Below are 26899 nucleotides of genomic sequence, written 5' to 3'. Positions count from 1 at the left end.
TGGTCATGTAAACTCCTTCGAAGGTGAATTATCCACCTATCGAGGTGTCCGGGGGCATTAGACCACTACACATTCAAGGGGACGAGGGTCAGCTCTGGCTTTCAAAAACGAATTCGACGATAAATTTATCTTCAGAGGTAATTGTTAGGGAGCCAAAGGAGAGTCTGTCCATATGTCTGATCTCTCCCTTTTCCGCTTTCCCAGATACCGTGTTGCGCAGTACAGCAGGGTTCCTCACTGAATTAGCTTCGCACGTCGTGCCGAGGCGATTAAGCCATTGAGCTCTAACGCTATATCGGTCGCCTGCTTAGTAACAGCCTTCGCAGTAAGGTCCGAGGCGACCACTGAGCGCATGACAGGGCCACGCACCCATCGTTTCAAAGACCGGCAATGCTGCCCTATGTATATCCGCAGTCGACTCCAGTCCCACTTGGTGTGATCGAACTCTTCTTCCCACCAGCATACACGCAAAGTGAATAGCGACGATTCTACGCTTGCCGAGTGGTCTCGGAAGATATTAAGATGTAACGGAGGCAGACATTGCGGATCGTCGCCGAGTGTGAACATTTCGGGCGTGGCGACGTCGAGCCAAGTCCTACCCGACCGGAAGTGTGCGTCTTGTACGGAAGGAAGAGAGGTACGCAGGCCGGCCCGGACGGCACCAATCCCGCGTGCTTGGACGAGTTGCTCGCACAATTTAGTGTGCTGCTTGACGAAAACTAATAGTTCGCCGCCTTCGCCACTAAAACTCCCAGGCGTCCAGTTTGTTAGCTTTATGCGGCGCGCTGTCATAATCTGGTTAACCACTTCCTCGTGCTGCGTCACCAGTTCGCCCGCCAGCTCAGAGACCTTGCGCTCGTTCGGGCTCTCCCAGCCAGTTTGCTTTTGGCAATAAGCCATCAGCATCTGCGCGGCCTCGTTGTTACGCTCGATATGCAACCGCGCGCGCTCGGCGGCTAGCTGCAGCCAGGTGTAGTCTAGCAGTGCCCACCTGTTACCCAAACTTAAGAGCATATCGTCACTATAGGTCTCCAGCTTGCTGTCGACGACAACGTACAAGAATAGGAATTTGTTGAACACTGGCCGACGCGCGACTTTTTCCGTCACACGCTCGTAGTACCCGCTCAGTTGCTCCTTCCCGAGCTTTGCCTTCACCTTGTTCTCGATCGTAATCATGATCTTGTTCTCGCGATCGACGATGAACAGGTCGAGACGGCTCTTGCCGTTTTCCCCATCAAGCTGCAGCCCGAACTCTCGCGTCACAAATGCCGAGCCGAAGCTTGCTGTGCGAATTCGCGCAGGTGTCCAAGTCTCGAAGAAGGTTTTGTTCGCATGTGTGTTCGTGGCTTGGCCGGCTCGGTAAGCGGCCATCAGGAAATCCTTTAGGACAGCGTCGCCCTGCGCGTGGCCTTCGTTGGGGTTGAGGCACCAAGATAGCATCTTGGAGTGCTGATTTTCACCAAGCGTAATAACGTCCAGAAAATCGTCGGTGATCTTGACTCGCTCCATTAGCGTGACTAGCTTCGGGTTGGAAAGGAAATCGTACAGTTTTTCAGCGTTCGGTGCTGGTGGCATGGCAGGAGAAGAGGGTGGATCAATGTTGTAAGGACGAAGATTTCGTTGCCGCTAAAAACAGGTCTTCGTTATTTAATAAACTTGCTAATGCTCGGTCCGATGGAGATCGTTATTATTGCAAGAATGCACCGACTATTGCTACATTTGTTTGCCGAGCCGGCGCAAGCTCTTTCCTTATGGATTGGCATGCGGCTCAGAAGCTCGAGGGATGAAAATGAAAGTTTCATTGAGCGCGTCAAGAGTCATCACATCAAGCGTGTAAGATCAAACATAAAGATATAAAGCTTGATATTGGGTACGTCATCAGACGTTCGGTGCGCAGTAAGCAATTCGCGGTCGAAGGTTAGCCGCTGATCTCAATTGAATCACCGCCGGCGCGGAGCGCGGGCGGCGGGGCGGTATCAGCGGCATGACGCCGGGGGTAAGTCGCGTCGAAGTAAGCTGTAGGTTGGCCGAGGTGCGGAACAGCTGGTTAGCGATCCGCGGAACGCGGCTAGTTTCGACATCCGAACGCCCTCGCCAGCCCCGCGACCATGACACGCGCTGCCCCCAAAGTTATAATCCAAGCCTCCGTCGACGAGGACCACCCCATGTCTCCACTAGACCACCAGCTCGAACTGCTGTCGCCCGCCAAAACCGCCGAAATCGGCCGCTAGGCGATCCTGCATGGCGCCGACGCCGTCTATATCGGCGGCCCGGCCTTCGGCGCCCGCTACAATGCCAGCAATTCCCTGGAAGAGATCGCCAGCCTGATGCAGTTCGCGCACCGCTACCGCGCCCGCATTTTCCTCACGATGAACACGATCATGCACGACGCCGAGCTCGATCTGGCGCGGGAGCAGGTCTGGCAGCTGTACGAGGCGGGTGTCGATGCGCTGATCGTCCAGGACATGGGACTGCTGCAACTCGACCTGCCGCCGATCCAACTGCACGCCAGCACGCAGTGCGATATCCGCACTGTGGAGAAGGCGAAGTTCCTGGGTGACGTCGGCTTCTCCCAGCTGGTGCTGGCACGCGAGCTGACTATCGAGCAGATCCGCACCATCCGCGCGCAGGTGGACACGCCGCTCGAATACTTCATCCATGGCGCCCTGTGCGTCGCGTTTTCCGGGCAGTGCTATATCTCGCACGCGGACAGCGGCCGCAGCGCCAAGCGCGGCGACTGTTCGCAGGCATGCCGGCTGCCGTATACCGTGACGGACGGGCAGGGCGGCGTTGTCGCCTACGACAAGCACCTGCTGTCGATGAAGGACAATGACCAGAGCCGCAACCTGGAAGCGCTGATCGACGCCGGCATCCGCTCGTTCAAGATCGAGGGCCGCTACAAGGACATGGGCTACGTGAAGAACATCACGGCCCACTATCGTCTGCCGCTCGACGCGATTCTGGAGCGCCGCGCTGGTTTCGTGCGCGCCGCCAGCGGGCACACGCAGATCTTTTTCACGCCGGACGTCGACAAGAATTTTAATCGCGGCCACACCGACTATTTCGCCCAGGCCGCCAGGACGACATCGGCGCCTTCGACTCGCCGAAGTACCTTGGGCGTGGAAGTCGGCACCGTTACCAAGGTAGGGCACGACCAGTTCGAGATGATGACCGACGCGCCGCTGGCCAACGGCGATGGCCTGAACTACATGAACAAGCGCACCAGCGTTGGCATCGGGGTCAACACGGTGCAGAAGCTGGGGCAGGGTAACGATGGCGAGGAGGGCCAGCACTGGCGCATCTTCCCGAACGAACCGGTCAGCGCCTTGCCCGGCCTGAAACCGGGCACGCAGGTCCACCGCAACCGCGACCACCAGTGGGAAGCGGCGCTCACCAGACGCTCGGCCGACCGCAAGGTGGCGCTGCACCTGACCCTGTCGGAAGTCGATGGTGGACTCGCGCTGCGCTTGCGCGACGAGGATGGCATCGAGACGGTAACGAGCGCGCAGCTGCCGCTGCAGCCGGCGCACAACGCCGAGCAGGCCGATGCGGCACTGCGCACCAGCCTGACCAAGCTGGGCAACACGATGTTCGAAGCCGACGGCATCGCGCTGGCGCTGTCGCAGCCGTGGTTCGTGCCCGCCGCCGCCATCAATGCCTTGCGGCGCGATGCCGTGGCGGCGCATGAGGCAGCCCGGCTGGCCGCGTGGGAGCGCCCGGAGCGCAAGGCGCCGGTAGAGCCGCCCGCCGTTTATCCGGCGACCCAGCTATCCTATCTCGCCAACGTCTACAACGACAAGGCGCGCGCGTTCTACCGCAAGCACGGCGTGGGCCTGATCGACGCGGCCTACGAAGCACACCAGAAGCCGGGCGAGGTGTCGCTGATGATCACCAAGCACTGCCTGCGCTTCTCGTTCAACCTGTGCCCGAAACAGGCCAAGGGCGTGCAGGGTGTGCAAGGGCAGGTAAAGGCTGAGCCGATGACCTTGAGCACCGGCGAGGACACCTACACGCTGCGCTTCGACTGCAAGCCATGCGAGATGCACGTTGTCGGGGCGATGAAGCCGGGCATCCTGCGCTCGCCGCCGCCGTCCGCCGTCCCGTACAGCCCGCTTACCCTCCATCGCCGACGGCCCGTGTGATGCCGCACCTGCCAGACTGGCCCCGCGTACGAAACGCCCCCGCCTGTGCGGGGGCTTTTGCGTTTACGGGCAATTTTCGCCCCCCGGCACTGCCGGTAGCCGCCGCCTCGCGGTGTTGGGCGCTTGGCGCACACATAATCGCCATACGCCCCCGCGTGGGCCAGGTGCGCTTGTACTATCGGTGTATCAGAACCGGGCATCCCGCCCCGCAGAGGTACAAGCATGAAAATCCTGATGCTCCACGGTATCAACCACAACATGTTCGGCAAGCGCGACCCGCGCCAGTATGGCACCACGACGCTCGCCGAGATCGACGGCCGCCTGCAGAACCTGGGCCAGGAGCTGGGCGCGGAAGTGCTCAGCTTCCAGAGCAATTGCGAAGGCGCGATGTGCGACCGGATCCATGCCGCCTACGAGGAGGGCGTCGACGCCGTGCTGATCAATGCAGGCGCCTGGACCCACTACAGTTACGGCATCCGCGATGCACTGGCGATCCTGACCGTGCCGGTAGTGGAAATCCACATGTCGAACATCCATGCGCGCGAACCGTTCCGCCACACATCGGTATTCGCCGAGATCGTCCGCGGCCAGATCTGCGGCTTCGGTGTCGACAGTTACCTGCTGGGCCTGCGCGCCGCCGTGTCGGCCGTCCAGGCCGAGGCCTGACATTGCGCATCAACGAAAGGACGAGCATGACCACCACGAACAGCACGACACCGGACAGCGCGGCCGCAACATCCACCGCCCCCGACCTGGCTTCACCAAAACTGCTGGTCGGCCTGATCGGCCGCGGCATCCAGCATTCGATGACGCCCGCCATGCAGGAGCAGGAAGCACGCGAACACGGACTGCGGCTGCATTACCAGCTGATCGACCTGGCCCAGCCGGGGGCGGGCGAACAGGACCTGGCCCAACTGGTCCAGGCCGTGCGCGCGATCGGTTTCAGCGGCTTCAACGTGACGTTTCCCTACAAGCAGGCGATCATGCCGCTGCTCGACGGCCTGTCCGACGAGGCGCGCCAGATCGGCGCGGTCAACACGGTCGTCAACGTCGGCGGCAGGCTGACCGGCCACAACACGGACAGCTCCGGCTGGGCCTGGGGTTTCCGCCGTGCGCTGCCCGAAGCCGACCTGTCGCGCGTGGTGCTGCTCGGTGCCGGCGGTGCCGGCTCGGCCGTGGCGGATGCGGCGCTGCGCCTGGGCGTGGGCCAGCTGACGGTGGTCGACATCGACCAGGGGCGCATCGATGCGCTCGCGGCGCGGCTGAACGAGCAGCACGGCGCCGGCCGGGTCGGCGCCACGACCGACGTCGCCGCGGCGCTCGAAGGGGCAACTGGCCTCATCCATGCAACGCCGACGGGCATGGACTCGTCGCCGGGGCTGCCGCTGCCCGAGCATCTGCTGCGGCCCGCCTTGTGGGTGTCGGAAATCGTGTATTTCCCGCTCGAGACGGCGCTGCTGAAGGCCGCGCGCGCGCGCGGTTGCGCAACTGCCGACGGCGGCGGCATGGCCGTGGGCCAGGCTGTCGACGCCTTCAGGCTGTTCACCGGGAAGGAGCCGGATGCGGCACGCATCGACGCCCATTTCCGCGCCATGATCGCGGCGAAGCAGGCACGCAGCTGAGAGACCGCCATGCGCAAATCGATCGCCACCGTATCGCTCTCGGGCATGCTGCCCGAAAAACTGGAAGCCGCCGCCGCCGCCCGTTTCGACGGCGTCGAAATTTTCGAAAACGATTTGCTGCAGTTCCCCGGCACGCCGGCCGACGTGCGCCGCATGTGCACCGACCTCGGCCTGCGCATCGACATGTTCCAGCCCTTCCGCGACTTCGACGGCGTGAGTCCCGAGCAGCTGCTGCGCAACCTGGACCGCGCCGAGCGCAAGTTCGACGTCATGGAGCAGCTCGGCACGGACCTGATCCTGGTGTGCGCCAACATCGCGGCCGACGCATCCAGCGACCTGGCCCTGCGCGCCGAGCAGATGGCCCTGCTGGCCGAGCGGGCCGCGCGGCGCAAGTTCCGTATCGCGTTCGAGGCCCTGGCCTGGGGCGGCGCCGTCAAGACCTTTCGCCAGGTCTGGGACATCGTGCAGCGCGCCAACCAGCCGAACCTGGGGGTGGCGCTCGACAGCTTCCACACGCTGGCCTTGCGCGACGACTGGCACCCGATCAAGGACATCCCGGGCCAGCGCATCTTCTACATGCAGCTGGCCGACGCGCCGTGGGTCAATACCGACCCGTTGACGCACAGCCGGCACTACCGCTGTTTCCCGGGACAGGGCGAGATGGAGGTCACCGGCTTCGTCGGCGCGGTGCTCGACAGCGGCTACAACGGGCCGATGTCGCTCGAGATCTTCAGCGACGAATGCCGCGCGGCCCCGGCGCGCGCGACCGCCTTCGATGCCATGCGTTCGCTCCTGTGGCTGGAAGAGCAAGTGCGGCGCCTGCCCTCGCTCAAGCGCCCGGAGCTGACCCATGGCGCGCTTGGCCGCGCGGTGCTGCTCGACCCGCCGCCACCGCCCGTGCTGCACGGCTGGGCCTTCGTCGAGTTCGCGGTGGACGGCCCGACCGCGGCCAGGCTGCGCGACTTTCTCGCGGTCCTCGGCTTCCACCTGATCGGCCGCCACCGTTCCAAGAACGTCGAGCTGCTGGGACAGGGAGATGTGCGCATCGTCCTGAACCTGGAAGAGGATTCGTTCGCGCGCGGTTACTTCGACCAGCACGGCAGCTCGGTGTGTGCGCTGGCGCTCGCCACCAACGACGCCGTGGCGGCGCTGGCCCGGGCCGAAGCCCTGGGCGCGATCCGCGTCGAGGGCCAGGTCGGCCCCAACGAGCTGACGATCCCGGCGGTCCGGGCGCCCGACGGCAGCCTGATGTATTTCTTCGATACCCAGCATGGCGGCAGCCACGGTTTCGAAGCCGATTTCGTCATCGAAGACCGAAGCGCGCCGTCCGGCTGCCTCGGCGCCCAGGCGCGCATCGACTATATCGCGGCCGTCCTGCCGGCTGGGCAGCTCGACAGCTGGGTCCTGTTCTACCGCGCCTTGCTGGGGCTGGAGCCGACCCCCAACACGGTCTTGCACGATCCCTACGGTATCATTCGCAGCCGGGCGCTGGAAGCGCCGAACAAGACGGTGCGCTATGCGCTCAATGCCTCCGAGCGCTCCGGTACAGCCGTCGGCCGTGCCGTGGGGCAGTTCGGGGGCGCCGGCATCCACCATATCGCCATCGCCGTCGAGGATGTCGTCGCAGCCGTGCGCAAGATGCGCGCCTGCGGCATGACGATGCTGGCGATCCCTGCCAATTACTACGATGACCTGGGCGCCAAGTACGGCGTCGACGAGGCGACGCTCGACGAGTGGCGTGCACTGGGCGTGATGATGGAACGCAGCGGGGAGGGCGAGATCCTGCATGCCCATACCGCGCCCTTCGACAAGCGCTTCCTGTTCGAGATCATCGAGCGGCGCGGAGGCTACGACGCTTATGGGGCCGGCAACGCCCCGTTCCACCTGGCGGCGCTGGCACACTGGGCCAGCGGCCAAGGCAAGACCAATCCCTAGTGCAGTATTGATCCCGAAAGTGATGGATGTCCGACATTCTTGCGATTATCAGCCCCATTTACATTGCCATCCTGCTCGGCTATGCCGCGACACGGATGGGGCTGTTCAGCAAGGCGGACATGCGGGTATTCGGCAAATTCGTCATGAGCTTCGCGCTGCCGGCGCTGATCTTCAACGCCGTGTCGCAGCGGCCGATCGCCGAGGTGCTCAACGCCAGCTACATGGCGGCCTACCTGAGCGGCTCGCTCCTGATCCTGGCCGCCGGCCTGTTCTGCGCGCGGCGCCTGGCCGGCATGAACCGCGTCGGCAGCACCTTTGCCGCGATGGGCGTGTCGTGTTCCAACAGCGGCTACATCGGGCTGCCTATCCTGTTGCTGACCATGCCGGAGATGGCGAGCGTGGCCCTGGCAATGAACGTCGTCATCGAAAATGTCGTGATGATTCCCCTGCTGCTCATGCTGGCCGAGAGCGCCCGCCAGGGCGGGCGTCCGACCGTCCGGGTCTTCGCCGAGACCGTGGCGCGGGTGGCGCGCATGCCGCTGGTGCTCGGCCTGCTGGCGGGCCTGGCGGTCAGCCTGCTGGGCCTGAGCCTGCCGTCCCCGGTAGCGCGCACGGTGACCCTGTTCGCCCAGGCGACCGGCGCGCTATCGCTGTTCGTCATCGGCGGCACGCTGGTGGGGCTGCCGCTGCGAGGCATGGGGATGACGGTCCTGCCGATCGCCATCGGCAAGCTGGTCGGGCATCCGCTGTCGGTGCTGCTGGCCGCGAGCCTGCTGCCGTGGATCGGCATGGCGCCGGTCGCCCCCTCCCTGCTCGCCGCCGGCCTCGTGATGGCGGCGGTGCCCATGCTCGGGATTTATCCGATCCTCGCCCAGGCCTACGGCCTGGCCGAGCGCAGCGCCGGGGCCTTGCTGGTTACCACCGCCTTGTCCTTCCTGACCCTGAGCGCCGCTCTCTGGCTGCTCAGGCACCCGGTCTGAGCGGTCCGGTGCGCGCTGTATTGTTCGCATCGTGCCCGGCCGGTTCGCTTGCCGCCCACCCGATGCTATGATATCGGCGTTCCCCCGTACGGACGCAAGCCCATGAAAACTCCAGCGGAAGTACCCCGTCCCGTCAACCGGTCCGTGCCGCCGGTGGTCGACGTGCAAAGCCAGTTCGCCACGGCCATGGAGCGCCACAAGGACGACGACGACTTCGTGACGGCGCTGGCGCGCGGCTTGGCGGTCATGATGGCGCTGTCGGAAAAGCGACGCCGGATCTCAATCGCGCAGGTGAGCCATGTAACGGGCATCCCGCGTGCGGCCGCGCGCCGCAGCCTGCATACGCTGGCCAAGCTCGGCTTCGTGGCGATGGACGAGGCCAACCTGTTTTACCTGCGTCCGCGCATCCTCTCGCTCAGCCATGCCTACCTGTCGGCGTCGCCGCTGGCGATGCTGTCCCAGCCCATCCTCGATAAACTGGGCGAGGAAACCGGGGAGAGCTGTTCGCTGGCGGTGCTCGATAGCGATGAAATCGTCTATCTGGCGCGTTCCTCGGCCTCGCGCGTGATTTCTCCTTCGCTCAACGTCGGTCGCCGGATTCCGGCCTACTGCACTTCGATCGGCCGCATTCTGCTGGCGCATCTGCCGGACCAGGAACTCGATTTCTATCTGGAGAATACGACCCTGAGGGCGTACACCGAGCATACGGTGACCGATCGCGGGGAACTGCGCGCCATCCTGATGGAGGCGCGCGCGAATGGATTTGCCTTCTCGCGCGAACAGATTGAACCGAGGCTGTCTTCGCTGGCCGTGCCGGTGCGCGACAGTTCCGGCCAATACGTGGCAGGCATCAATGTCCTGCTGCCGGGCCGCCCGCCGTCGGGACAACAGGTGGCCGCCCGCTATTTCCAGCCCCTGAACGAGGCGGCCAACGCCCTCGGCCATTTGCTGATGCTGTAAAACGGCGCTGCCGGGCGACGCGCAAGGCGTTCGCCCGGCAGCGCCGGGTCGGGGAGAAGCGATTACGCCGTTGCCCTGGAGCCCGTCGCGGCAGCGATACTCTGTTCGCGCAGGTGGTCGTACTCGGCCTTGGGAACCGGGACGGCCGCCGGGTTACCCAGGTCTTCCATGCGGACACGGAAGGTTTCGCGCGAACTCAGCGCAGCGAGCGCAGCGACGATCGTGACCCCGAACGCGATGGCGCCGACGGTCATCGGAATGTTGTCCGTGCCCGGCGGCGCGACGGTCGCGAACACCGCCGGCAGCATCGCGGTCACGAGGGTGCCGAGGTTTTGCGAGATCGCCATGGCCGATACGCGGGTACGGGTCGGGAACAATTCCGGATAAAAGCTCGGGAACACCGCGTTATAGCCCTGGTAGACGATACCCCACATCAGCACCGACATCAGGACGGCCAGCGGCACGTTGCTGATGCTGATGGCGTACAGGTAGCCGAAGGACAGCAGGCCGGAGCCGATTGCGCCGACCACGATCGGCGGCTTGCGGCCGATCCGGTCCGTCAGGCGGCCGACGAAGGGGATCACGAACACCGCGACGATATTGCCCAGCACCGGGATCCACAGGTAGACGTCTTTCGAGAAACCGATGCCATAGCCCGGCTGCACAGCGTAGGCCGCGCCGAAGATGGTCGCCACCACCGGGATCACGTTCATCAGAGCCATGCAGACTACGCGCAGCATGTCGCGCCAGTTTTCCTGGACCGCCTGCACCATCGGCGCCTTCGGCACCTTGCCGTCGATGCTTTCCTTCGCGAAGGCCGGGGTTTCGTCGACGTTGCGGCGGATCAGGAAGCCGACCACGATCACCGCGAAGCTGAGCAGGAAGGGAATGCGCCAGCCCCAACTGTTGAAGTCGTCTTCCGGCATGTAATGCGCGAGCGGCAGGAACACGGCGGCGGCAAGAATCTGGCCGAACTGGACGCCTTGCAGCGTGAAGCTGGCGAAGTAGCCGCGCCGCCCGAAGGGGGCGTGCTCCATGATCATCGAGCTGGCACCGGAAATCTCGCCGGCGACCGCGAAGCCCTGGATCAGGCGCATCAGGACCAGCAGGACCGGCGCCAGCATGCCGACCTGGTCATAGGTCGGCAAGAGCCCGACGGCGACGGTCGAAAAGCCCATCAGGAACATGCAGAGCACCAGCACGTGCTTGCGTCCACGCGTGTCGCCCCAGTGGCCAAGTACGAAAGCGCCAATCGGGCGTGCCACGTAGCCGACCCCGTAGGTGGCCAGCGAGGCGATGATGGCGGTCTTCGGATCGCCCTTTGGGAAAAAAATCTGCGGGAAGATCAGCGACGCCGCGGTGGCGTAGATGAAGAAGTCGTAGTATTCGAGCACCGAGCCGATCCAACCGCTCAGTGTCGCCTTTTTCGCCTGACCTTTGTCATGCGATGCCTGCTTTGGTACGGACGCCATGTTTGTCTCCTGGTTTTGTAAGTCGGTATGGGAAGTGCGTGTCATGTCGTGCGGCGCGCTGCCGCGTTAAAAGCGATGGAGGATACCCAGTTGCAAACCGGTCAGCGTGCGGCCGTTGATGGCATCGCCGGCCAGGTTTGCCGACGGGCCGGCCGAACTGCTGAAGCGGAAACCCGCATTCGTGTCGTTCTTCAGGTAGCTGAGGAAGCTGTACAGGCTCGTGCGTTTCGACATCGTGTAGTAGGCGCCGACGTTGGCGCCGCGTGTGCCGGCGTCGCCGCCCGAGGTGTCGCGCATGGCGCCGTACAGGGCGCCCACGCGCAGGGCTGGTGTCACGCGGTAATCGGCCGAAACCTGCCAGATGTTGTAGTAGCGCTCTGCGTTAAGGTCGGTGCCGGCAAAATAATTGTTCGGGACGCTGATGTTGTTAAGGATGGCGCCGGCATTGCGCCCGTTCGCGTTTGCCGTGGAGTTATTGCTGCGTACAAAAGCAATGTAGATAGTGCCTGCCCCGTACTTGTAGTTGGTGTAGACGTGGTGATAATTCACCTTTTCACGCACGGTGGCAGTCAGCTGGTTGGGAGCCGCCTGCAGGCCTGCGTAGCCAAACCGGTACGGACCCCGCTCGAAGTCGAGGGCCGCCTGGTAGATCGGGCGGTTGCCGCGCGCGGCGCCGCCGTTTTCCGCCAGCGCGTAGTGCAGCGACAGCATCAATCCGGCCACCCGCGGGGAGCGGTACGAGATGTCGTTGTCGTAGCGCGAGGGAATGCCAAAGGTATTGATCACCGAACCGAAGGTGGTGCGCTCGGTGTAGTCGATCGCGCCGCCGGTGAGGAAGATTTCCGTATTCTGGCGGCCCACGCGCACTTCGCCGGCCGGCGTATTCAATCCCACCCAGGACTGGCGGTCGAACAGGCGCGAACTGTCGGCGGCGGCGCCGGTGTCGGCGTTGATCCCCATTTCGAGCGTGTATTTGATCTCGTAGCCCGCCCGCAGCGCTTCCGAGCCGCGCACCCCGAGACGGGTGCGCAGGATGGCGCCGTCGTTCAGGCCGGTGATGTGGCTTCCGTTACTGCTGCGGATGTAGCCGATGTATTCGTCGAAGTTTCCGTACAGCGTAAGGTTCGACTGGGCCTGGGCCAGGCCGGCGCAGGCGGTCAGCGCCAGGGCGCCGGCGATTTTGTTCTTCATCGTGTCTCCAATGTCGATTGTCGGCCGGGCGCGCCTTCTGTGTGCCGCCCGTGTCTGGGTCCGGCATCCGTTCTGCCATGTGCATGCAGGTGCCGGATGCTGTGCGATGAAAAAATGGTAAAACAGATTATGGCCGGAGAATGGGCGATAATCGATTATGTGTGCGCTAGCCGCCCACGGTGTCGGGAAGTGTCCGAATACGGCCACTGACTGCCCGCGTGGCATACCGCGGCATTGCGGCGGGTAAAACGCGTTATCATTTCAGCAGCCGACCGCACCGGAGCAAGGACAGGAATGATCAATATCGACCACGACGCAGCAAGCGGCAATCCACTTGGCATTGCCGGCATCGAATTCATCGAATACGCCACCACCGAGCCGCTCGCTTTCGGGGCCCTGATCGAGCAAATGGGCTTTGTGGCGATCGCCCGGCATCGCTCGCGCGAAGTGACGCTGTACCGGCAGGGCGACATGAACATCGTCGTCAACGCCGACAAGCGCGCATTGCCTTCCACGGCGCGCGACGACCTGCCGACCACTGTGATCAGCGCGCTGGCGCTGCGCGTGCGCGATGCCGACGTCGCCTACCGCCATGCCGTCGAGATGGGGGCCTGGGCGATCCAGACCCGGGTCGGCGTGATGGAACTGAATATCCCCGGCGTGCACGGCGCCGGCGACTCGATCCTGTATTTCGTCGACCGGGTCGGGGATTTTTCCATTTACGACGTCGATTTCAAGCCGATCCCGAATGCGCCGCAACAGCCACCCGCGCTCGCCGGCATGCATTTCTTCGGTGTCGTGCAATCGATCGATGAGGGGCGCCAGCCCGAATGGAGCGATTTCTACCGCCAGCTTCTGCACTTCGAAGCGCTTCCGGAAGGCCAGTTCTTCGGTGTCGTACCGAAGGGAACCTTGCTGGCCAGCCCCTGCCGCAGCTTCTACCTGCAGCTGATCGAGCCGCCGCCGGGCGCGGGCAGCCTGCAGTGGGAAGAGCGGATGGTGCGCATCGGCTTCGGCGTGCCGGACGTGCCGGCCGCCGTGCGCCGGCTGGAGGCGCGCGGCATCGTGTTCATCGACCGCGAGCCGCAGCAGAAGGGAGGGAAGGGTGCCCTGACCCAGTTGTACAAGGGGGGCGTCAGCTTCGAGCTGGTGGTCAGCGACCGGGGCGCTGGCAGCGAGGGGTGCGATGAACCTGTCTAATTTCGGCATGGACAGCGTGACGCTGGCCGGACCGCTCGAAGCGAAGCTGGCGGCCTGCCGCGCAGCCGGTTTTTCGCAGATCATGCTGTGGGCGCGCGACCTGGTGGAGCATCCGGGCGGCACCGAGGACGCGGTCCGGATGATCAGGAGCAGCGGCTTGCGCGTAACCGGGATTCAGGTCATGCGCGATTACGAAGGCCTGGAGGGCGCCCTGCACGAGTACAAGCTCGATATCGCACGCCATTTGCTACGCGTGTGCAAGGCGGTCGGGGCGCGCCTGCTGATCGTCTCTTCCAGCACCTCCAGTCACGCCAGCGGCGAGCGCGAACGGATTGCCCGCGACCTGGCCAAGCTGGCCAATTCGGCGGTGCCGCTCGGTGTCCGGATCGGTTATGAAGCCCTGTCCTGGGGCCGGCACGTGCACGCGTGGGAAGATGCATGGGAAGTGGTGGACATGGCCGCACACGCCAATCTCGGCATCGTGCTCGATTCCTTCCACATGCTGGCAGGTGGAGACGAACTGGAAGGGCTGGAAGACATCCAGGCGGAAAAAATCGCGCTGGTGCAGCTGTCGGACTTCATGTGGCGCGACCTGCGCAGCCTGGAGGAGCGTATCGAGACGGCCGGGCACCTGCGCGTCTATCCCGGCGAGGGCAGCCACTCGGCGGAGCTGTCGCGCATGCTGCGATTGCTGGACCGCGGTGGCTATCGCGGCAGTTACAGCCTGGAAGTGATCAATGACGATTACCTGCAGTTGGCGCCGGATCTGGTCTGTGGGCGGGCCTTGAACGCGGCGAAATGGATTACCGATCAAGTATTACGGCGCAGCCTGCCGGTGCGCGCCTATGCGGGACGTACCTTGTAAGCGGCACCTTGTAGCTTCTCCCGCGTGGATCTCAAAACCGGTTGATGCCCTGGTAGTAGGCCCGGTTGGACAGCTCGAGTGCAAACAGGATCTCGTCCAGCAGGATGCGTACCTTGCTGCGCAAAGTGTTTTCTGGTTGGTTACCGTAGGAGGTAAGGGTGATGGCGTGCATGTCGGGGTTCCTCTGAATCAATTTGTGTGTCGATGAGGCGACTCTACGCCAGCGCAAGATATTCATCCAATTTTTATTCGCAATTTCAGGTATTCGTTTCGGTGATGTGCTTGGGGGTACCACAGGAGCCCTTGCGTTGTTGGGCGCAATGCGCACACTTTGGCGCTGGACGCACTCGCTGTTCGTTTTCTGCGTTATACGATGCAGGTCCCTGAGCACTGTTTTCGACCCTCACCACAACAAGGAATGGACATGGATCCCGTCGTCATCGCTGTTGCCATCACCGGCTCGGTCCCACGCAAGAAGGACAATCCCGCGGTACCTGTGACAGTCGCGGAACAAATCGAGTCGACCCACGAAGCTTATCAGGCCGGTGCCACCCTCGTGCATCTGCACGTGCGCAATCCAGATGAAAGCGCGTCGTCCGATCCGGACCTGTTTGCCGGTGTCCTGGAAGGGATACGCAAACATTGCCCAGGCATGATCGTGCAGTTTTCAACCGGGGGACGCGGGCGCGACCAGGCTGCACGGGGCGCCGCTCTGCACCACAAGCCGGACATGGCGTCGCTGGCAACGGGGACCGTCAATTTTCCGACAATTATTTATGAGAACGCGCCGGCGCTGGTCACGCAGCTGGCAAGCAGCATGAAGGAGCACGCGATCTTGCCGGAGATCGAGATCTTCGACCTGTCGCACCTGTATGGCATGCGCAGGCTGATGGAGGAAGGCCTGGTCAATGACCGCCCGCATGTCCAGTTCGTCATGGGCATCAAGAATGCGCTACCGGTCGATGAGTATGTGCTCGACTTGCTGCTCTCGGCCTTGAAGCGTGTGGCTCCAAACGCTACCTGGACCGCCGCAGGCATCGGACGCCATCAGAACGACGTGATCGAGTGGGTACTCGCGCGCAAGGGCGATGCGGTGCGCACTGGCCTCGAGGACAATATCCGCATCGATCGCGAGCGTCTGGCAACGAGCAACGCGGAACTGGTCAAGCTTGCAGTCGAGCTCTGCGCGCGCCATGGCAGGCGCCCGGCGACACCAGCCGAAGCGCGTGCCAGGTTGGGACTGCCGGCTTGAAGGGAATGTTCACATCGGGATGAATGGGGCGCTCATCGAACAGCGCAAGTGGATCTCGCTTGCAGGTGTTCGTCATAACCAGGCTCGCCTGTGCAGTTCTGCTTGAGTTTCCGGCAAGCCTGCGGATTTGGGCAGATAACAGGCGAGTTTGCCCGAGCTCGATGCCTTATTTGTCGAACACGATCACGCCGCGCGCATTGCGTCCTTCGCCCAGGTCCGCGAAGGCCTGCGGCGCTTCCTCGATGCGGTAGCGGCGGGTGATGAGCTCGTCCAGCTTGAGGCGTTTTTCGCGATACAGGGCGAGCAAGCGCGGGAAGTTCTGGCGCGGCCGGGCCGAACCGAAGTAGCTGCCGGTCAGGGTCTTTTCCTCGAAGGTCAGGCTGCCGGTGCGGATCGTGGTGCTGTCCTTCGGCGCCGCCACGCCCACCGCCACCGCCTTGCCGCCCTTGGCCAGCACGCCGTAGGCCTGGGCCACGATGTCGCCCTTGCCGACGCATTCGAAGGCATAGTCGGCGCCGCCGCCGGTGAGCTTGCGCACGGCTTTCACGAGGTCCGGCGTGGCGGCGTTCAGGGTGTGGGTGGCGCCGAAGCTCCTTGCGAGTTCGAGCTTGGCGTCGGACATGTCGATGGCGACGATCATGGCGGCGCCGGCGATGCGGCAGCCCTGGATCGCGTTCAGGCCCACGTCGCCGCAACCGAAGACGACCGCGCCGACGCCGGTCATGACGCCGCAGCCCCCCTCACGCCGGCCCAGGCGCAGACACCGCCAACGCGCCCGGGAGGCCGCCACGGCCGCCACGGCCGCCAGGCCGGCGCAGCCGCAAACGCCGGCCCAGCGCATGTACGGCGACATCGCCCCCAAGTTCGCCGAGATTACCGACAATGTCCTGTACGCCGACGTCTGGGAGCGTCCCGGCCTGTCGAAGCGTGACCGCAGCCTGATCACGGTCAGTGCGCTGGTCGCAATGAACCGGCCGGATCAGCTGCGCTCGCACCTGCAGCGTGCCCGCGACAACGGCCTGAGCGAAGCCGAACTGGTCGAGGCGATCACGCACCTGGCCTTCTATGGCGGCTGGCCCAATGCCGTCACGGCGATCGCCGTCGCCAAGGAAGTATTCCAGAAAAAGTGAAGCCCCCGGCCGGTTACCGTGCCGGCCCGAACACCACTTACGGGAAACCAACGATGAACTGCCCCGAATCCATCTCACGCAGGCGCTTCATGGCGCCGTGCGCCCTGCTGCCGCTGGCGGCCCTTGTCGCCCCGCTTGGCGCGGCGGCCGACACGAAGCGTCCGGCAGCTGGCCGCGTATTGGTGGTCTATTTCTCGCGTAGTGGAAATACCAGGGTCATCGCCGGCCACATCGGCCGCTCGCTGGGCGCCACTGTCTTCGAGATCCAGCCTGCGCAGCCTTACCCCGAGGACTACTTCCAGACCGTCGAGCAGGCGCGGCGCGAGCGCGACAGCGGGTTCAGGCCACCGCTCAAGGACAGGGTGGAGAACCTTGACGCATACGACGTGGTCTATCTCGGTTTTCCGATCTGGGGCGGAACTGCCCCACCTGTCGTCCGCTCGTTCCTGGCCGCACACGACCTGGCAGGAAAGACCCTGACTCCCTTCATTACCCACGGCGGCTACGGCGTCGGTGACAGCCTGAAGGTCGTCGCCGCGCATGCGTCGCGAGCCCGCCTGCGCGAGGCGGCGCTGGTCATGCAGGCCGACCAGGAAAAGCAGACCACCGAGCGCGTCAACCGCTGGCTTGGCGACGCCAGGCCAGGCAGCCGGCCGGCAAACTAGCACTGATACGAAGTGGCTTGCGTCGACGCCCATTTAGCCGTTGAAGCATTTGGGAAGCCGGGAAGCTGCTGGATCCCCGCGTATGTGAAAGCCGCAATCGGCAAGCTGGCAGCGTTCCATGCGAAAACCGTTGATGCACACGATGTGCATATTGATAGGAGCAGTCATGAAGGATCATAGATTCAGGCAAGCAGCCGTTGCAGCCATCGCGCTCGCTCTGGCCGCCCCGATCGGTGCGCAGGGCGTGCCGGAGACCCGGGGCCAGGCGGCCAGACCGTCTGCCTTGCATGGGATGAAATTCGCTGGGAACGGCACACAGGCGTCCGTCAGGGGTCCGGCACAGAACTTCACCGGCTCGGTTCGCGTTGACCCGCTGTTCGGTACCAACGCACCGTCGCGAACCACCGGCGCCTACGTCACTTTCGAGCCCGGCGCGCGCTCCGCCTGGCACAGCCATCCGCTGGGCCAGACCCTGGTCGTGACGGCAGGTGTAGGGCGTGTGCAGAGTTGGGGCGGCCCGGTGCAGGAACTCCGCCCGGGCGACGTCGTGTGGACGCCGCCGGACGTGAAGCACTGGCACGGCGCAGCTCCGACGACCGCGATGACCCATATGGCGATCTCGGAGCAACAGGAGGGAAAGGGGGTCACGTGGATGGAGAAGGTCAGCGACGAGCAATACGGCAAATGAACGTCTGCTCCGTTATCGCCGGATTCAACATAGACAAAAGAAAACCCCTTGGCGCAGTGCATACCTACCGCACCCGATAGATCGCCAACGGCCCCCGCTTGTACATTTCAAGGAGAATGCAATGCAAACAAGACAACTCGGCAACAGCGGCCTCGACGTTTCCGCCATTGGATTGGGCTGCATGGGCCTGAGCCACGGCTATGGTCCCGCCACCGATACACAAGAGGCGGTTGCGCTGATCCGTGCCGCCGTCGAGCGCGGCGTCACTTTCTTCGACACGGCCGAAGCCTACGGCGCCATCAATGAAGAAATCGTCGGCGAAGCCCTGGCTCCGGTACGGGGCCAAGTGGTGATCGCCACCAAGTTCGGCTTCCGCAACGGCGATGCTACTGCCGGACTCGACAGCCGTCCGGAGCGCATCCGCGCAGTGGCTGAAGCGTCGCTCAAACGCCTGCGAACCGAGCGTATCGACTTGTTCTACCAGCACCGGGTCGACCCGAACGTGCCGATCGAGGACGTGGCCGGCGCCGTGGCCGACCTGATCCGCGACGGTAAAGTAGGGCACTTCGGCCTCTCGGAAGCAGGCGCGGAAACGATCCGCCGTGCCCACGCGGTGCAGCGTGTCGCGGCCTTGTAGAGCGAATACTCGCTGTGGTGGCGCGAGCCGGAAACCGACATCCTGCCGACGCTTGCCGAACTCGGCATCGGTTTCGTGCCCTTCAGCCCGCTCGGCAAGGGATTTCTCACCGGCGCGATCAACGAGCACACCAGGTTCGACCGCACGGACTTCCGCAACCAGGTGCCGCGTTTCAGCCAGGCGGCGCGAAAGGCGAACGGCGTGCTGGTTGAGGTGGTAAAGGAGATCGCTCGCCAGCATGGGGCGACACCGGCGCAGATTGCCCTTGCATGGCTGCTGGCGCGCAAACCGTGGATCGTGCCGATACCGGGCACGACCAAACTGCATCGCCTCGAGGAAAACATCGGCGCGGCGAATGTCCAGCTTGGTGCACAGGACGTGGCCGATATCGACAAGGCCATCGCTGCCGTGCCGGTGCTGGGCGCGCGTTACTCGGCCGAACGCCAGAAGCTCGTCAGCCGCTGAGCTGGGCCGAAGGAGCCACGCTTTAATGAATCCATGTTCAAGCGTTCCGCGACAGCGGATAACAGGGCCGGGCCAGGACGTATGGCGCTTTCGGCACTGACGATGCCAGAGCGGCGGTAGGCGAGACTGCCATGGTACTGGTCATGGTATTGATAGGGCGGTATTGATGAGATTTCCGCTGGATCAAGGGGTTAGCGCAGGCCTTAATCATCGAGTGGGAATAATTCGTAACTCGGCAATAGCTGGCAAGCTCAGGCAATAGAGTTGACCGAAGCCCCTGATTTCAGGGGCTTTTTTATTGTCCAGCCTGCAGCGGCGCGACTGGCTTGAAAATTCCTGTTGCCGTCATAGTGCGACGCAGTTCGAAACGTGTGAAGGTCTCACCTGGATCGATCTGGTCGAGCGCATCGAAATTCAATTCGCTCCATCGCGCGCGGTCGATTCGAACCGAGTACAGGTACTCATCGTTGACATGGCCACTCGCGCGGTCGAGGCGTTGCGAATAACCCGACAGCACGACTGTGCGCACCGTCGGTAGGGCGGCGAACGCTTCGCCGACGATGCGAAAGCCGAGTGCGTGCACATGCCCTTGATATAGCTTGCGCGTCGCAACCTCCCCCGCGTCGCGCAAGGACAAGTCCCAGCTACGCGCGGCGAGCGTAGCGCGTTTGGTCGGCATGTGCTCGATCTCGGGCAGGTCGACGTCGATCGCCAACGCGCTGCCATCGTCGCTTACTTCAATCGCCACCAAGGTTTCTTTGGGCCATACGATCTCGCCAAGGCGCTGCTCCAGCAGTTGCTGCATCGGTTCCGGGTTTCCGGCAATCGCCGCGCTATAGGCCATCCGAGCCTGGACGTTGCGCGTTGCATGCGCAGCTTTATCGCTTTCGTACTGCGCGAACTCCCGTTCATGTTCGGCCTGGCGGCGCGCGTTCTCGGCTTCGGCTGCCTGACGCCGCCCGGGTAGTAGCCGTTCTGCAAAGCCCAGCACGACCGGAACAGGGGGCACCGGTGGCAACGCGTCGAAGGGATCGGGTGTAAATGGGCCCGGCGGGAGCGGCGCCGGCGTGTGCCAGTGCAACTGGCCCAGTGCCGCGATGTCGGCGTTGATCTCGTCGCACTTGCGCTCGAGCAGCTGCCGGATCGTGTCGCCGTGCTGGCGCCGCGCCGCCGTGATCAGGGCCGGCGACACGGGGTTGCCATCCTGGTCCAGGTAGCGCACCACCCCGTCGTCGTCGAGCTGCAGCGACAGCGACATCGTGACGGTTTCAGGCGCTGACCTTGCTTGTCGTGCAGGAGCAGGGCGGTCCAACCGTGTTCGAGAAGACAGCCCAGTGCCGGGCAGACTGGCATTGAGGTAAGTACCGCGCTTGCCGATGCTAACCGACGCGCCGCGAGGGCCAAGCGACCAGGACATTCCGCCACTGCCGACATTGAGCCTGACGCCGGGGGCAAGCTTGAAAGACTTACGGAAGCGCAATCCCATGGATATCCCGAGTAATGGAAGACTGCCGTCGATGATATTGGGGTGTGGCAATAATGGCAAGCAGGATGTTGAAAGAGATGTATCTCCGGGAGAAGACGGTGACCCTTGGCCACCTGCGGTCCAATACTTAGCACATGAATTTTTTATGACGTTCAAAAATCTAATTGGGTGGGCAACGAAGCCTTGGGCGGACTGCGATTACTAGTTCGCGCTGCCTGCCTTCTCCTGCATTCGGTCGATCAGTCCCCCAAGGCAGGCCATTAGCGGCTTTGCCTCCTCGGTAGAAAGCGCACCTGAGAAACTGACTACCGTGTCATATGGTTGACTCTTATAACGGGTCGCAAACTGCATACGCTCGCCGCCCAGCATTGCCACTACTACAGACCATGTACCGATAAAGTCAGCCAGACCCAAGATATAACCTGGCGAGTCTGCAGCGAGCACCTTTATCGGGATGAGCGCTTTTCCTTCCGATTCCTTCGCAATCCAGAAGTTAGTCGGACCAGGCAGCACTACCTTTTGCTCGAACTGCTGCTTCCTGAATGTTGCTGCGGGTGTCTGCAGCTTGCCCGCTTTGAGTGTTCCAGTGGTCATGCCCAGCCGAAGGTTAAGAGAAAAATCGTACGCTTCCACAACGTCTGGCTTGAGGTCGAGCACGATGGCACGTATGCCACAAGTAGTGTACCCGTCTGCGTCTCGGCCGATCTGGGGCTGGAGCTTAGCAGTCGCTGCCTGGACGACAACTTGGGCCTCTACCGGAAGAGTCAGCGTAGATGCCAATAACAAGAGCAATAATTTTTTCATGTTGTCGATTATACGATTGCCAGTAATGCCATTTGGAAATTTTCGCGTATAGCCCGACAGTTGGTCGTTTTGCTAGACGAATTTACCGAAAGTGACAATGTGAGATATTTTTCCCAAAAGATACTGATAAGCTTACTTGTTAAAACTTCGAGAAAGAGCTGATTGATGCATCCGCTGGTATTCCATCCGCGCGTAAAAGAGGGCCATACCACGGCTTTGATCGAACGCCCACGTGGGAGCAAAGCGTTGGCTACAAATACGCAGGGCCGCAAACTACCGTTCGATCTACGAACACTCGCGGACGGCACATTAGTCGGAATCTCGGCGTCAGGCGATCACGCTTTTCTCCAAAGAAGCGAGCTAAAAGCCTTGATTGACGATCCGGCCATGCTTCCCCTCATGCGCAAGGCTGAGCTGGCAGCGCGTTTCTTTTTTCCAAACCACGGCCGCAACCTAGGCAAGGAACGTCTGCTGGCCGCCCGGCTCGCCGCGAAACGCGAAACCGTTGCCGCCGGTCCGTCGCTCCATATCATCGTCCCTACGCTTCAGTGTGGCCATACCTGCCAGTATTGCCAGGTCAGCCGCGCGCAGACCGACTTGGGATTTTCCATGACGCCCGAGATGCTTGACGCCGCCTGTGCGCGTATTTGGGAAAGCACCGCAGACGTGCTGACGATCGAGTTCCAGGGCGGCGACCCATTGCTGCGTTTCGATCTGATCGTCCGGGCAGTCGAGAAGCTGACTCGAATGAATCACGAAGGCCGGAAGCGCCTGCGGTTCGTCGTGGCCTCGACGTTGCACCAACTGACCGAGGAAATGTGCGATTTTTTCCGAACGTATGACGTTGTCCTGTCAACCAGCCTCGATGGGCCAGCGCAGCTGCACAACCGCAACCGCCCCGTACCCGGAAGAGACAGTTACCAGCGCACCCTCGAAGGGATCGCACTAGCCCGGCAGCGTATTGGCCAGCATGCTGTCTCGGCGTTGATGACGACGACTAAAGCGTCCCTGGCGTTTCCCGAAGAGATCGTGGACGAGTATGTGCGGCTCGGCATGGATGAGATCTTCCTGCGTCCCCTTAGCATCTACGGCTTCGCCAAGCGCAACCTGACGCGCCTCGGCTACACGCAGGAGGAATTCCAGGCCTTCTACGAGCGCGCGCTGCGGCGCGTCCTGTGGTGGAACGAGAAGGGCGTTCAGCTGCGCGAGGTCTATATGTCGATCGTGATGAACAAGATCTTGTCGACGTTCGACGCCGGCTATGTCGATCTTCAAAGTCCGACCGGCGCCGGTTCGAGTGTCCTGGTCTATAACTATGATGGCTGGGTCTATCCAAGCGATGAGGCACGCATGCTTGTCGAGACAGGCGATGCCAGCCTGCGCATGGGCAGGGTGACCGATTCGCTGGATCAGCTACTGGCTTCGACAACCAGACAGCAGCTGAGGCAGGCGAGCGAGACAGCAGCAGTTGACTGCGCGGCTTGCGCGTACCGCCACTATTGCGCACCGAATCCCGTGGACAGCCAGGCTCAGTTCGGCAGGCCGGATATGCCGGCACTCCAGACGGAACACTGCGGTCGTCATCAATGGTTGTTCGACACAGCCTTCACGCTGCTGCACGCGGCTGACACGGATGCCGAAGAGATGTTCCATATCTGGGCACGGCCGAGTGGCATGCAGGAGGCGCGATGCGACAGGTAAGCGTTAATATTCGAACGACCGGGGTGCGCGGCATCCATCGCGTTGTCGAGGTCACGTCATTGGCCGAGCAGTGGCAGGACGACCTTCAGTTCCTCGTGCCCGCACCCGACGCAGCGGCGATTGCCCAGGTCGAGAATTGGCGCGAGAAGGGTCTTCGCAATATTGCGGTCGTGGGAGTGGAGGGGCTGGAGGAGGGCGACATCGTCGACCTCGATCCAGGCCGTGGAAAAGCGACTGTGCTTTTCCGGGAGAGCGACGTGCACCACAGTTTGTTTCTGACAAACCGTTGCAACAGCTACTGTTTGATGTGCTCCCAGCCGCCTACTCGCCAGGATGATGGGTGGCTGGTCGATCAGGCAATCGACATCGTGCGTCATGTGCGAGTGCCGCCGGCTGTGATTGGTATCTCCGGCGGCGAACCCTTGCTTGCTGCCGCAGGACTGGAACGCGTCTTCGCGACGATCAAGGACTACTGGCCCGAGACCGCCGCAGAGGTGCTGACAAACGGGCGCCTCCTGCACGATGCGCGAGTCAGGCAGGCACTTTTCGGCGATCCCCCAACCAATGTGCGCTGGCTGGTGCCGCTTTACGGTCACGCCGACTTCCTGCATGACTTTATCGTCCAGTCGCCTGGAGCGTTCGACGAGACGCTCGATGGCTTGCTTACCCTGCAGGAGATGCGCCAGCCGATCCAGCTGAGGATCGTGCTCATTCAGCCGGTGCTGGACGTCCTGGACGAATTGTGCCGCTTTATCGGAAAGAACTTGCCATTCGTCGAGTGCGTCGCCTTGATGGCATGCGAACCGACAGGATTTGCGCTTGCGAACCGTGACATTTGCGAGTTGGACTTGTGCGATGCGGGACCGATGCTGGACCGGGCGTCACGAGTGCTCGACCGTTACCAGGTCCGCCATGTCTTCATGAATGCACCGCTGTGTGCCTTGCCGCCGCGCCTGTGGCCGCGGGCAACCCGCAGCATTTCGGATTGGAAGAATACGTACGCTGACGCTTGTACCAAATGTTCGGTCAGGGATCGCTGTTGCGGGTTGTTCGCGTGGCATGAGAAGAACTGGAAGCCAACCAAGTTGAAGCCAATTGAGGAAGCGATTGCATGAGCAAATTTATCCGAAACCTCGCCCTGTTTATCGCCGGGCTTCCCTTAGCGACTAGCCGGGCCGTGGAAGTTCCGTCACCGCAGGCGCCTCGTCTCGAAGACTTGGACAAGGCGGTTTCGCTGCGGCCGCTGAACCTGGAGATGGACAACCTGTTTGCATCGCATCGTTCCCATTCGTCCCATCGTTCGCACTCGAGCCACAGTTCGCACTATTCGGGGTCTGGCGGGAGCAGAACTTATGTGCCGAGTTATACGGCGCCGACCCCGGCGCCGCTGCCGGAACCGGTAGCCACGACACGCGCAGCGAGGCTTACGGACTCAAGCTTGGCGACGAGTCCTGAAGATGCCAGAACTCCTGCCCTGACTACTGACGAAAAGCGCAGGTTGCAAGTGATGCGGGTTCAAATCAGGTTGAACAGCTTGCACCTGTATGACGGGCAGGTTGATGGCATCTTTAACAGCGAGACGAAGGATGCGCTCAAGCTGTTCCAGAAGGTGAAGGGGCTTCCGGATACGGGGTTGATGAGTACGTCGACATTGAATGCGTTGGGAATCTCCGCAGTGAGATAGTGCGGCTATAGAAACTGTTAGAAAGATTGACGGGCGTTTTGAATTTTCGGCCGAAAGCTCCGGCAGAGCTGCCTCACGGCCTTAGAATAGATCAGATTGAACGGCTGCCATACGAAAATTATTAGAGAGATGAACGCAATGATCGGCGAGTTTTTGCTTGTCATGAATAAAAAGACTAAAAGCAGTCTTCATGATGTTTGAATTCATTTGACTCGCTCCAAGTGACCGTAGCTGAGCGCTAGTTTTTGCAATATTATTCCCTTATAAAAACCATAACGGGCGTGGACATGGCGATTGTATTGAGACTGGAAGGACTCGGCGAGAGGCATCCAGGCGTTACTAACGCATTAGGCGATGCGTATGCGGAAGCGGCGGCTGTTTGTTTAAGCGAACATCACCAAGCGCCGACCGAGATAACCGCGCAATATCAAAATCGTGCGCCCACCTGCCTGTTGTCTTGGGTTGAGCCAACGCCCGCGGTGTCGAGGGCGCATTCGAACGAGATCGACGCCACGGAGCAAGGAGCCTATGCCGTGTCCTTCGCCGCAATCGAGTCTTTGGCGGGACTTGTTGCGGTCCGGCGGGCCGAGACGCTCACCGGCGCAGACTACTATATCGCTCCTATTGGTTCAGACCCCGATGACATGGAGGGTTGCCTGCGGATGGAGGTGTCTGGGGTCGGAGCCGGCAACGAAGCGGTGGTTCGGGCTCGGCTGCGCCAAAAGCTGCGGCAGACTGAAAAAGGCCGCAGCAACCTCCCGGCATTGGCGGCGGTGATCGGTTTTCGAGAGAAGTTGATCGCCATTGCCCACATGGGAGACGAATGATGACGTGGGTGCATTGGCACGCCGAAAGCGAACGCCTCGCGTCCGAAGCTGAGGTGCATACGCGACGCAAGGATGCGACCACAGCCAGAAGCCTTTATCTGAAAGCTGCCGAAGCCGAGAATCAAGCCTTGCTCGACCTAGCGCCGAACAAGCCGCGCACCCTTGGCATTACGGCCGTGAGCGCAGCATCTTTGTGGTTCAAAGCGCGCTCCTTCAAAAAAGCCTCTCAGTTGTGCTATCTGATGCTCGGCCGCGGGGACTTGCCGGATTTCGCGGTAGATCAGCTCAAAGCGTTAGTGCAAGCGATATGGATTGAGGAGTCCAAGAGCGAGGCCGAGGTGGCGTTCCTGCCAGGGCAAGTCAATTTCTCTGTGAAGGGAGGGGAGGTGGTGGTCGGCGGTGCGCCGCTTGACCTTATTGTCGACAAGGTGAAAACCATTCAGTCGATCTTCTATCGGACCATCGAAGAGTCGCAGGATATGCCTTTGCGGCGCAGGGGCGACCCCAAGCGTGAAGTTCAGGACGCTTGCCGCGCTTGGCTTTTCCAAATGCCTCCTGGAAGTTATCAGTTCAGTGTCGCGATTCAAGAGCCTCCCCAACGTGATTTCTTTAAAACGACGGTTGATCCTGACCTGATCGCTGAGCGCTTCTTGACAGTGCTTCGCGCAAGCGCCGCCGGCGACGCCGCGCAGTTGGAATTGATCATACCAGACGCCGATTACAGGTCCACCTTCTTAAAGCTCGCACGCAATCTCGCTCCAACCGGAACGACGTTCGGACAAATGGAGATCAGCTCCGCTTTGGGAGGCGACGTCGTGGAACTGCGGCCAGAAAACCGCAAGACGATCAGCGCCGAAATTAGCCGCCTTAAGCCTAAACGCGTTACGGACTCGGAGACGGTCGAAGAGACGCTGCGTGGCGTGCTGCGTGCGGTCAATCTGGACAAGGACTGGATCGAGGTAGCGTCCGACGTCGGCACACATCACATCGTCGGCTTAGCAGAGGCGCTAGACGATGTCATTGGCCCGATGGTCAACCGACGCGTCGTCGTAAAGGTGAGGCGCGACGCGTTATTGAAATACAAGTTCGATGACATTGAGCTTGACGAGTAAGCGTTGGCTTTGTACAGGCGACCTCAACATGGTATCGCGCATGGTATCGATTAGAAGGTATCGATGAGATCTCCTGCGCAA

The 26899-nt window shown here is 62.2% G+C and carries 23 protein-coding genes and 3 pseudogenes; 18 read left to right on the top strand and 8 right to left on the bottom strand.

From position 1 onward, the window contains the following. Positions 1-234: 234 nt before the first annotated feature. Positions 235-1575 (bottom strand): PDDEXK-like family protein, encoded by a 1341-nt coding sequence (locus tag IFT60_RS23495; RefSeq protein WP_192056349.1) that lies wholly within the window; start codon positions 1573-1575, stop codon positions 235-237. A 590-nt stretch (positions 1576-2165) separates the two neighbouring features. Here IFT60_RS23495 and IFT60_RS23490 point away from each other — a divergent pair. From IFT60_RS23490 to IFT60_RS23465, 6 genes and pseudogenes are all read left to right on the top strand, one after another. After that, positions 2166-4142, top strand: a pseudogene (locus IFT60_RS23490) (peptidase U32 family protein). Positions 4143-4364: 222 nt separating this feature from the next. Further along, a complete protein-coding gene (gene aroQ / locus IFT60_RS23485) occupies positions 4365-4808 on the top strand; it encodes a type II 3-dehydroquinate dehydratase (protein WP_192056347.1) in 444 nt (147 codons plus the stop codon). A gap of 86 nt (positions 4809-4894) precedes the next feature. Then, positions 4895-5764 (top strand): shikimate dehydrogenase, encoded by an 870-nt coding sequence (locus IFT60_RS23480; RefSeq protein ID WP_197986443.1) that lies wholly within the window; start codon positions 4895-4897, stop codon positions 5762-5764. Between the two features lie 9 nt (positions 5765-5773). Beyond that, positions 5774-7699: a bifunctional sugar phosphate isomerase/epimerase/4-hydroxyphenylpyruvate dioxygenase family protein gene (locus IFT60_RS23475; protein WP_192056343.1), complete on the top strand. Its 1926-nt coding sequence runs from the start codon at positions 5774-5776 to the stop codon at positions 7697-7699. Positions 7700-7725: 26 nt separating this feature from the next. Then, positions 7726-8679 carry an AEC family transporter gene (locus tag IFT60_RS23470; RefSeq protein ID WP_192056341.1) on the top strand — a complete coding sequence of 318 codons (954 nt, stop codon included), beginning with the start codon at positions 7726-7728 and terminating at the stop codon, positions 8677-8679. A gap of 102 nt (positions 8680-8781) precedes the next feature. Continuing rightward, the gene (locus IFT60_RS23465; RefSeq protein WP_197986442.1) at positions 8782-9639 is read left to right on the top strand and encodes an IclR family transcriptional regulator domain-containing protein; all 858 of its coding nucleotides are present in this window, start codon (positions 8782-8784) and stop codon (positions 9637-9639) included. A 62-nt stretch (positions 9640-9701) separates the two neighbouring features. Here IFT60_RS23465 and IFT60_RS23460 read toward each other — a convergent pair whose 3' ends face one another. Together IFT60_RS23460 and IFT60_RS23455 are read right to left on the bottom strand one after the other, a co-directional pair. Further along, the gene (locus IFT60_RS23460) at positions 9702-11111 is read right to left on the bottom strand and encodes an MFS transporter (RefSeq protein ID WP_192056339.1); all 1410 of its coding nucleotides are present in this window, start codon (positions 11109-11111) and stop codon (positions 9702-9704) included. Between the two features lie 66 nt (positions 11112-11177). Next, positions 11178-12302: a porin gene (locus IFT60_RS23455; protein ID WP_192056337.1), complete on the bottom strand. Its 1125-nt coding sequence runs from the start codon at positions 12300-12302 to the stop codon at positions 11178-11180. A gap of 294 nt (positions 12303-12596) precedes the next feature. Between IFT60_RS23455 and IFT60_RS23450 the strand changes: the two genes are divergently transcribed. Beyond that, on the top strand, positions 12597-13502 hold the full coding sequence (locus tag IFT60_RS23450) for a 4-hydroxyphenylpyruvate dioxygenase (RefSeq protein ID WP_192056335.1): 906 nt from the start codon (positions 12597-12599) through the stop codon (positions 13500-13502). Then, entirely contained in the window at positions 13489-14367 is an 879-nt protein-coding gene (locus IFT60_RS23445) for a sugar phosphate isomerase/epimerase family protein (protein ID WP_192056333.1), read from the top strand. Before IFT60_RS23450 ends, IFT60_RS23445 begins: the two co-directional genes overlap by 14 nt. 31 nt (positions 14368-14398) lie before the next feature. On the opposite strand, the gene IFT60_RS23440 is transcribed toward IFT60_RS23445, so the two are convergent. Then, positions 14399-14539 carry a hypothetical protein gene (locus IFT60_RS23440; protein WP_192056331.1) on the bottom strand — a complete coding sequence of 47 codons (141 nt, stop codon included), beginning with the start codon at positions 14537-14539 and terminating at the stop codon, positions 14399-14401. A gap of 252 nt (positions 14540-14791) precedes the next feature. Here IFT60_RS23440 and IFT60_RS23435 point away from each other — a divergent pair, with 252 nt between their 5' ends. Further along, entirely contained in the window at positions 14792-15619 is an 828-nt protein-coding gene (locus IFT60_RS23435) for a 3-oxoadipate:acetyl-CoA acetyltransferase (RefSeq protein WP_192056329.1), read from the top strand. Between the two features lie 166 nt (positions 15620-15785). On the opposite strand, the gene IFT60_RS23430 is transcribed toward IFT60_RS23435, so the two are convergent. Next, positions 15786-16343, bottom strand: a complete 558-nt coding sequence (locus IFT60_RS23430; protein WP_192088063.1) for a zinc-binding dehydrogenase — start codon at positions 16341-16343, stop codon at positions 15786-15788. 115 nt (positions 16344-16458) lie between these two features. On the opposite strand from IFT60_RS23430, the gene IFT60_RS23425 reads away from it, so the two are divergent. The 4 genes and pseudogenes from IFT60_RS23425 (at position 16459) to IFT60_RS23410 (ending at position 19204) form a co-directional block, all read left to right on the top strand. Beyond that, positions 16459-16749, top strand: coding sequence for a carboxymuconolactone decarboxylase family protein (locus tag IFT60_RS23425; RefSeq protein ID WP_192056359.1), 291 nt, complete (start codon positions 16459-16461; stop codon positions 16747-16749). 53 nt (positions 16750-16802) lie between these two features. Beyond that, positions 16803-17414, top strand: a complete 612-nt coding sequence (locus IFT60_RS23420; RefSeq protein WP_192056326.1) for a flavodoxin — start codon at positions 16803-16805, stop codon at positions 17412-17414. 166 nt (positions 17415-17580) lie between these two features. Then, the gene (locus IFT60_RS23415) at positions 17581-18102 is read left to right on the top strand and encodes a (R)-mandelonitrile lyase (RefSeq protein WP_192056324.1); all 522 of its coding nucleotides are present in this window, start codon (positions 17581-17583) and stop codon (positions 18100-18102) included. 121 nt (positions 18103-18223) lie between these two features. After that, positions 18224-19204, top strand: a pseudogene (locus tag IFT60_RS23410) (aldo/keto reductase). A gap of 295 nt (positions 19205-19499) precedes the next feature. Here the strand turns inward: IFT60_RS23410 and IFT60_RS23405 are convergent. From IFT60_RS23405 to IFT60_RS23400, 3 genes and pseudogenes are all read right to left on the bottom strand, one after another. Further along, positions 19500-20462, bottom strand: a complete 963-nt coding sequence (locus IFT60_RS23405; protein WP_229511129.1) for a DUF4236 domain-containing protein — start codon at positions 20460-20462, stop codon at positions 19500-19502. A 72-nt stretch (positions 20463-20534) separates the two neighbouring features. Then, positions 20535-20690 (bottom strand): annotated as a pseudogene (locus IFT60_RS27125) (DUF4236 domain-containing protein); the annotation flags it as partial. A 201-nt stretch (positions 20691-20891) separates the two neighbouring features. Further along, positions 20892-21494 (bottom strand): hypothetical protein, encoded by a 603-nt coding sequence (locus IFT60_RS23400; protein ID WP_192056320.1) that lies wholly within the window; start codon positions 21492-21494, stop codon positions 20892-20894. A 165-nt stretch (positions 21495-21659) separates the two neighbouring features. Here IFT60_RS23400 and hxsB point away from each other — a divergent pair, with 165 nt between their 5' ends. The 5 genes from hxsB (at position 21660) to IFT60_RS23375 (ending at position 26818) form a co-directional block, all read left to right on the top strand. Continuing rightward, entirely contained in the window at positions 21660-23195 is a 1536-nt protein-coding gene (hxsB, locus tag IFT60_RS23395; protein ID WP_192056318.1) for a His-Xaa-Ser system radical SAM maturase HxsB, read from the top strand. Then, on the top strand, positions 23183-24310 hold the full coding sequence (gene hxsC, locus IFT60_RS23390) for a His-Xaa-Ser system radical SAM maturase HxsC (protein ID WP_192056316.1): 1128 nt from the start codon (positions 23183-23185) through the stop codon (positions 24308-24310). Before hxsB ends, hxsC begins: the two co-directional genes overlap by 13 nt. Next, positions 24307-24879, top strand: a complete 573-nt coding sequence (gene hxsA, locus IFT60_RS23385) for a His-Xaa-Ser repeat protein HxsA (RefSeq protein ID WP_192056314.1) — start codon at positions 24307-24309, stop codon at positions 24877-24879. The genes hxsC and hxsA overlap by 4 nt, the downstream gene beginning before the upstream one ends. 287 nt (positions 24880-25166) lie before the next feature. Continuing rightward, entirely contained in the window at positions 25167-25706 is a 540-nt protein-coding gene (locus IFT60_RS23380; protein ID WP_197986441.1) for a hypothetical protein, read from the top strand. Then, positions 25703-26818, top strand: coding sequence for a hypothetical protein (locus IFT60_RS23375; protein WP_229511128.1), 1116 nt, complete (start codon positions 25703-25705; stop codon positions 26816-26818). The genes IFT60_RS23380 and IFT60_RS23375 overlap by 4 nt, the downstream gene beginning before the upstream one ends. Positions 26819-26899 lie beyond the last annotated feature (81 nt).

Origin of the sequence: Massilia sp. CFBP 13721 (assembly GCF_014842025.1) — a bacterium.
GTDB lineage: Bacteria > Pseudomonadota > Gammaproteobacteria > Burkholderiales > Burkholderiaceae_D > Telluria.
Note: the sequence above shows the minus strand (reverse complement) of the source record. Positions and strands in the feature narration are given on the sequence as shown.